Below are 8,588 nucleotides of genomic sequence, written 5' to 3'. Positions count from 1 at the left end.
GGACCCGCTGGTGGAGACCGCCAAGGCCTTTGGCTTCGGTAAGCGCACCGGCATCGACCTGCCGGGGGCGGGCGCGGGCAGGTGATCGACCTCGGACGAGACCGTGATGCCCAGGGCCGCACCGGAGTCCGACATCATGTGCGCGATGCGCTCGGCCGGGTACTTCGGGTCGACCGGCAGGAACGCCGCACCGGTCTTGCTGACGGCCCAGATGGCCAGGGTGGTGTCGAGCGAACGCTGCATGGCGATGGCGACGACCGTTTCCGGCGCCGCACCGCGTTCGATGAGCACCCGCGCCAGGCGCGAGGATGCCGCATCGAGTTCGGCGTAGGTCAGCGACGCCGACTCGCCCGGCGCGACGATGGCCTCACCGGTCGGGTTGGTCGCCACGGCCTGGGCCAGCAGCTCGGGCAGCGTGCTGACCGAAGCGGCGGGACCGCCTGTGCGCGTGAGCAGTTCGGTGCGCTCGGCCTCGTCGAGGAGTTCGAGGTCACCGACCGGGGTGGCGGTGTCGGCGACGACCTCGGCGAGCAGACGCTGGAAGCGCTGCGCGAACTTCTCCACCGTCGACTGGTCGAACAACGCACTGGCGTAAGAGAACTCGGCGTAGGCGCCCGCGTCGTCGCCGGCCGTCGCTTCCCGCACGGTGAGCAGCAGGTCGAACTTGGCGGTGTCGACGTCGAAGTCGACGGCCGAGACCGACAGACCGGGCAGCTCGAAGCCTGCGTCGGGCAGGTTCTCGAACGACAGCGCCACCTGGAACAGCGGGTGCCGCGCGGTGGAGCGCTCGGGGTTGAGCAGTTCCACCAGACGTTCGAACGGGATGTCGGCGTGGGCGAAGGCGGCCAGGTCGGCTTCCTTGGCCTGGGTCAGCAGCTCGGCGAAGGTGAGCTGTCCGCCGACCTGCGTGCGCAGGGCGAGGGTGTTGACGAACATGCCGATCACGTCGTCGAGTTCGGCTTCGCCACGGCCCGCGTTGGGGGTGCCGATGACGATGTCCTCGGTGCCCGACATGCGTGCCAGGAAGACCGCCAGCGCGGTGTGCACGACCATGAACAGCGTCGCGTTCTGCTCACGCGCGATGGCGGACAGTCCGGCGTGGATGTCACCGCCGATCGGGAACAGCACCCGGCCACCGGCGAAGGACTGCGTGCTCGGACGCGGCCGATCCAGGGGCAGGTTCAGCTCGTCGGGCACGCCCGCGAGCGCGCGCTTCCAGTACGCGGCCTGCTGGGCGATGAGACTGGTCTCGTCGGTCTCGGAGCCGAGCACCTCGCGCTGCCAGACGCTGAAGTCGGCGTACTGCACCGGCATCGGCGCCCAGCCCGGAGCCGCACCGGCGGCACGCGCGGCGTAGGCGATCATCACGTCGCGGGTCAGCGGGCCCATGGACCAGCCGTCGGCGCTGATGTGGTGGGCGACGAAGACCAAGACGAATTCTTCGTCCGCGACCCGCATCAGCTTCGCGCGCAACGGAACTTCGTCGATCACGTCGAAGCCGGTGGTGATCAGTTCGGCGATCTTGTCGCGCACCTGCTCGGGGGCAACTGTTTCCGGCGTCAAGTCCGGGACGTTGCCCTCGGCCGGCAGGATCACCTGGTGCGGCGTGCCGTCGGTCGACGGGTACACCGTGCGCAGGGTCTCGTGCCGTGCGAGCACATCGGCGACGGCCAGTTGCAGCGCCTCGACATCCATCGCGCCCGTCAGGCGGACGGCGACGGGGATGTTGTTCACCGAGGACGTGGTGTCGAACTGGTTCAGGAACCACATGCGCTGCTGGGCGAGCGAGAGCGGTACCTGATCCGGGCGCGGTCCGGCGACCAGTGCGCGACGCCCACCGACGCCCGCACCCTGCTCGACCTTCACCGCGAGCCCGGCCACCGTCGACGCCTCGAACAGCAGGCGCACGGGCACCCGGCTGTCCAGGGCGGCACCGAGGCGGGCCGCGACCTGGGTGGCCAGCAGCGAGTTGCCGCCGAGGGCGAAGAAGTCGTCGTCGGCACCGACGCGCTCGGCGCCGAGCACATCGGCGAACACGCCGGCCACGATCTCCTCGATCGGGGTCGACGGCGCGCGGAAGGCCTGCGCCTCGAACTCCGGCTCCGGCAGCGCTTTGCGGTCGAGCTTGCCGTTGACGTTCAGCGGCAGCGCGTCCAGCACCACGAACGCGGCGGGGACCATGTACGACGGCAGCCCGGCGGCCAGCGTCGACTTGACCTGCGCCACATCGATATCCGAGCCGACGAGATAGGCGACCAGGCGGTCACCGGTTCGCGGATCGGACTTGGCGATGACCGCGGCCTGCGCGATCTCGGGCAGCGCGAGCAGCGCGGCCTCGATCTCGCCGAGCTCGATGCGGAAGCCGCGGATCTTCACCTGGAAGTCGGTGCGGCCACGGTAATCGAGTTCGCGGTTGTGCCAGGCCACCAGGTCACCGGTGCGGTACATGCGGGTACCCGGCGTGAACGGGTTGGCCACGAAACGGTCGGCGGTGAGGTCGGGGCGGCCGTAGTAGCCGCGCGCCAACTGCGCGCCCGCCAGGTACAGCTCACCGGCGACACCGTCGGGCACCGGACGCAGACGCTCGTCGAGCACGTAGACCTGGCTGTTCCACTCGGGCGAACCGATGGAGACCGACACCTGGTCGGCGGCGTTCACCCGGTGCGAGGTGATCGAGACCGCGGCCTCGGTCGGGCCGTACAGGTTGAACAGCTCGGTGCGACTGAACTCGGCGCGCACTCGCTGGGCCAGCGAACCCGGCAGCGCCTCACCGATGGCGAGGATCCGCCACAGCGAATCGGGCATCCCCGAGGCGAGCAGCGCGTCGAGCATCGACGGCACCACGTGCAGCGTGGTGACCCATTCGCGGGCCATCAGCTCGTTGAGGTAGGCCGGGTCGCGATGGCCGTCGGCCGAGGCGATCACCAGGCGGCCACCGCAGACCGCGGCCGACCAGAACTCCCAGACCGACAGGTCGAAGGTGGCGGCGGTCTTGAGCAGCACCGCGTCGGCGGCGTCCATGCCGAACTCGATGAGCTTCCACTGCAACTGGTTGGCGATGGCGCCGTGCGGAACGGCGACGCCCTTCGGGCGGCCGGTGGAGCCGGACGTGAAGATCACGTACGCGGTGTTCTCCGGACGCAGCGGTTCGGTGCGCTCCGCATCGGAAATCGGTGCGACACTGAGCGATTCGAGGTCGAGTTGGTCGATGCGAACCACAGGCGCGACATCGGTGGCGAACTCGGCGTCGGTCAGCACGCAGACCGGTGCCGCCGTCTCGAGGATGTAGTCGGTGCGCTCGGCCGCCTGATCGGGGTCGACCGGCACGTACGCGCCACCGGACTTGGCCACCGCGTACATCGCGACAACCAGGTCCACGGAGCGGCGCATCGCCAGCGCGACACGCGACTCCGGGCCGACGCCGACCGAGATCAGGTGCCGTGCGAGACGGTTCACCTTCGCGTCGAGTTCGGCGTAGGTGAGCTGGGCGCCGTCGTCGGTGACCAGGGCGGTCGACTTCGGATCGGCGGCCACCGTCGCGTCGAGCAGCGAGACCAGCGTGGCCTCGGTGTCGACCGAGTAGGCGGTGGCGTTGCGGGCGTCGAGGATCTGGGTGCGTTCGGCCGGGGCGAGCAGTTCGATATCGCCCACCGCGGTGCGCGGGGTGGCGACGATCGCGCCGAGCAGGCGGACGAACCGCGCCACGAAGCCCTCGACCGTGGCGTGGTCGAACAGGTCGGTGGCGTAGGTGAACAGACCCGAAATACCCTCGGGCTCACCGGCATCGCCGTAGCGGTCGGTGGCGATCAGGTGCAGATCGAACTGCGACAGCTCGGTGGCGATGTCGAGGCCGGAGACCGTCAGGCCCGGCAGTTCCAGGGTGGCGCGGCTGAGGTTCTGGAACGACAGGCCGACCTGGAACAGCGGGTGACGCGCGGTGGAGCGGACCGGGTTGAGCACCTCGACCAGGCGCTCGAACGGCACGTCGGCGTTGGCGAACGCCGCGATGTCGTCTTCACGTTGGCGGGCGAGCAGTTCGGTGAACGCCTCGCCGCCGTCGACCTTGGTGCGGAACACCAAGGTGTTGACGAACATGCCGATCATGTCGTCCAGGGCCGCTTCGCCACGTCCGGCCATCGGGGTGCCGATGGCGATGTCGTCGGTGCCGGACAGGCGGGCGAGCAGTACCGCCAGCGCGGTGTGCACGACCATGAACAGCGTCGCGCCCTCGGCGCGGGCCAGCTCGACCAGAGCGCGGTGGGTGTCGGCGTCGATCTGGACGTCGACCTTGCTGCCGGCGAAGGTCTGCACCGCGGGGCGCGGACGGTCGGCGGGCAGGTCGAGCTGATCGGGCAGGTCGGCGAGGGCCTTCTTCCAGTGCGCGACCTGCTTGGCCGCCATCGAGTCGGCGTCGTCCTCGCTGCCGAGGAGGTCGCGCTGCCAGATGCTGTAGTCCGCGTATTGCACAGCCAGCGGGGCCCAGCCGGGCTCGGAGCCCATGGAGCGGGCCGCGTAGGCGGTCATCAGGTCACGGGTCAGCGGCGCCACCGAGGAACCGTCGCCGGAGATGTGGTGCACCACGAGGGCGAGCACGAACTCGTCGGTGCTCTCGACGCGGAACAGCGCCACCTTGAGGGGCACCTCGACGGTGACGTCGAACATCGTCGACATCAGTTCCGCCACAGCCGATTCCACCTCGTCGGCGGCGACGGTGCGTTCGAGCAGTTCCGGCGCGGCCTGTGCGGGCGACAGGATCACCTGTGCCGCACCGGCTTCGGTCTGCGGGTAGATAGTGCGCAGGATCTCGTGGCGGGTCACCAAGTCGGTGACCGCCGCACGCAGCGCGGGCACGTCGAGGTCACCGGCGAGTCGGACCGCGACGGGCACGTTGTACGCGGCCGACTGGGTGTCGAAGCGGTTGAGGAACCACATCCGCTGCTGCGCGAGCGAGAGCGGGATGTGCTCCGGGCGCGGACCAGCGGTCAGCGCCTTGCGATCACCGGTCTCGGCGTGCTGCTCGACCCGCTGGGCCAGCGCCGCCACTGTGGACGCCTCGAACAGCAGGCGCACGGGGATGCGGGTGTCGAGCGACTCGCCGAGGCGGGCGGCGACCTGCGTGGCCAGCAGCGAGTTACCGCCCCAGGCGAAGAAGTCGTCGTCGAGGCCGAACCGCTTGTCGGCGTCGAGGCGAAGGACCTCGGCGAAAGTGGCCGCGACGAGCTGTTCGCTCGGGCTCACCGGCGCGCGGAACACGGCCTTCTCGACCTCGGGCTCCGGGAGAGCCTTGCGATCGAGCTTACCGTTGGCGTTGAGCGGCAGCGCGTCGAGCTGCAGGAACACGGTCGGAACCATGTACGACGGCAACTCGGCGGCCAGCGCTGCGCGCAGGGCGAGCTTGTCGACCTCAGCACTATCTGCGACGGTGCGAGACCGCGCGACAGCGGCGTCGGCGGCAGCGTCTGCAGCTGCGGTACCGGCGACGACGTAGGCGACCAGTCGGTCGCCCACCACAGGGTCGGTGTGGGCGAGCACGGCGGCGGCAGTGATGCCGGGCTGGCGCAGCAGCGCGGCTTCGATCTCGCCGAGTTCGATACGGAAACCGCGGATCTTCACCTGGAAGTCGGTGCGGCCCCGGTAGTCCAGCTCGCCGTCGGCATTCCAGGCGACGAGGTCACCGGTGCGGTACATGCGCTCGCCGGTCACCGCGAACGGGTCGGCGACGAAACGGTCGGCGGTCAGATCGGCGCGGCCGTAGTAGCCGCGGGCCAGCTGGGCGCCGGCCAGGTACAGCTCGCCGGACACGCCGACCGGAACCGGGCGCAGGCGCGAATCCAGCACGTAGACACGGCTGTTCCACTCCGGTGCGCCGATCGACACCGACACCGTGTCGGCCTCGGTGACCGCGTGGCTGGTGATCGAGACCGCGGCCTCGGTCGGGCCGTACAGGTTGAACAGCACGGCGGTGTTGGCGGTGCGGAAACGCTGCGCGGTCGCGGCGGGCAGTGCCTCACCGATGGCGAGGACACGGCGCAAGGTCCGCGGCAGTGCGGCACCGGATTCGGTGAGCAGCGCGTCGAGCATCGACGGCACCACGTGCAGCGTCGTGACAGCGGTGGCCCGCATCAGGTCGTTGAGGTAGGCCGGGTCACGGTGACCGTCGGCGGTGGCGACCACCAGGCGGGCGCCCGCGACTGCCGCGGTCCAGAACTCCCACACCGAGAGGTCGAAGGTGGCGGCGGTCTTGAGCAGCACCGCGTCGTCGGCGCCGATACCGAATTCAGCCGTCTCCCACAGCAACTGGTTGACGATCGCGCCGTGCGAGACCGCGACGCCCTTGGGCTTGCCGGTCGAGCCGGACGTGAAGATCACGTACGCGGTGTTCGCCGGAACCAGCGTGCGCCCGGTGATCGCGGCATCGCTGACCTCGCTCAGGTCCAGCTCGTCGAGCACGACCACTTCGGCTGCCGCCGTGCTGAACTCGGCGTTCGCCGTGGTCAGAACGACAGCCGGGGCGGCCGTTTCCAGGATGTAATCGGTGCGCTCGGCAGGCTGATCCGGGTCGATCGGCACGTACGCCGCACCCGTGCGAGCCACCGCGTACATCGCGATGATCAGCTCGGCGGAGCGGCGGATGGCCAGCGCCACCCGGTCCTCGGCGCCGATGCCGCGCGAGATCAGGTGCCGTGCGAGACGGTTGACCTCGGCGTCGAGCTCGGCATAGGTGAACTCGCGACGGCCGTCGGCCTCATCGACGATCAGTGCCACCGCCGCAGGAGTGGCGGCCACGGTCGCGTCGAGCAGCGACACCAGGGTGGCGTCGGTGTCGACGGCGTGGGCGGTGTCGTTCCACGTGGTGACGATCCGCTCGGATTCCGGCGTGGTGAGCAGGTCGATATCGCCGACCGGGATGGTGGCGTCGGCGGCGACCGCGTCCAGGACCAGCAGGAAGCGATCCGCGAAGCTCTGGACGGTGGCCTCGTCGAACAGGTCGATGGCGTAACCGAATTCGGTGACCAGCTGGGCCGGTGCGCCGTCGTCGGTGTAGCGGTCGTAGAGGGTGACGTGCAGGTCGGTCTTGGCCAGCTGGGAGTCGTAGTCGACGGCGCTGACGGTCAGGCCGGGCAGCTCGAAGGTGGTGTCGGCCAGGTTCTGGAACGACAGGCCCACCTGGAACAGCGGGTTGCGGGCGGTGGAGCGAACCGGGTTGAGCACCTCGACGAGCCGCTCGAACGGCACGTCGGCGTTCGCGAAGGCTTCCAGGTCGCGGTTGCGCACGTCGGCGAGCAGTTCGGCGAAGGAGGCGCCGGGATCGACGGCGGTGCGGAACACCAGGGTGTTGACGAACATGCCGATCAGGTCGTCGAGCTCGCGCTCGCCACGGCCCGCGATCGGGGTACCGACGGCGATGTCGTCGGTACCGGACAGCCGGGCGAGCAGCACGGCGAGCGCGGCGTGCACGACCATGAACAGCGAGGCGTTGTTCGCCCTGGCCAGGTCGTGCAGGGCCGCGTGACGCTGCGGGTCGATCTCGAAGCGGATGGCCTGGCCCTGGAACGACTGCGCGGGCGGGCGCGGCCGGTCGGCGGGCAGTTCGAGCTGGTCGGGCAGCCCGGCGAGCGCTTCGCTCCAGTACGCGACCTGCTTGGCGGCGAGCGATTGCGGATCGGTCTCGTCACCGAGGACCTCGCGCTGCCACAGCGCGTAGTCGGCGTACTGCACGGGCAGCGGCGCCCACTGCGGCGACTCGCCCTGCACGCGGGCCACATAGGCGGCCATGATGTCGCGGGCCAGCGGGCCCATCGAGGAACCGTCGGCGGAGACGTGGTGCACGGTGAACGCGAGCACGTGGTCGGACTCGTCGAGCTGGAACAGCGCGACCTTGAGCGGCACCTCGCGGGTGACGTCGAAGGTGGTCATCGCGAATTCGATGACGCTGCCGAGCAATTCGGCCTCGGTGACCGCGATGTGGTGCACCACGGCGCGGCTCTGCGAGACGGGCAGGATCACCTGGTGCGGGCCGTCGGGCGAGCCCGGGTAGGTGGTGCGCAGCATCTCGTGGCGGGCGAACACGTCGCCGATGGCCTGTTCGAGCGCGGGCACGTCGAGTTCGCCGGTGAGGCGGACCGCGAGGGGGATGTTGTCGACCGCGGAGGTGGAGGTGTCGAACTGGTTGAGGAACCAGTAGCGCTGCTGTGCGGGCGAGAGCGGGATGACGGCGGGCCGCTCCCCCGCGGTGAGACGCGGACGGGTCCGGCCGGAGCCCGCGTTGTGCTCGGCGCGGGCGGCCAGCGCGGAGACCGTCGAGGCTTCGAACAGGTCCCGGACCGAGAGCTGGGTATCCAGTGCCGCGCCGATCCGGGCGGTGACCTGGGTGGCCAGCAGCGAGTTGCCGCCGAGTTCGAAGAAGTCGTCGTCGGCGCCGACCCGGGTCACGCCGAGCACGTCGCCGAAGGTGCCCGCCACGATCTCCTCGATCGGGGTGGACGCCGCGCGCGACGGCCTCGATGACCTGGGTGCGAATGGTGACGGCGTTGGCCTTGACCGGGGTGCCGTACGCGATCACGTAGGACACGGTGATGTTGGCGACG

General features: G+C 70.0%; 1 protein-coding gene. It reads right to left on the bottom strand.

Annotated elements, in window-relative coordinates; all coding sequences use genetic code 11:
- Positions 1-8,463, bottom strand: an 8,463-nt coding sequence (locus tag AB0F44_RS29790; protein ID WP_357360933.1) for an amino acid adenylation domain-containing protein, incomplete at its 3' end; no start/stop codon positions are given.
- Between the last annotated feature and the right edge of the window lie 125 nt (positions 8,464-8,588).

The sequence above is a fragment of the Nocardioides sp. NPDC023903 genome (genome assembly GCF_040639295.1).
Classification (GTDB): Bacteria; Actinomycetota; Actinomycetes; order Propionibacteriales; family Nocardioidaceae; genus Nocardioides.
This window is presented reverse-complemented; position numbering and strand designations above follow the sequence as displayed.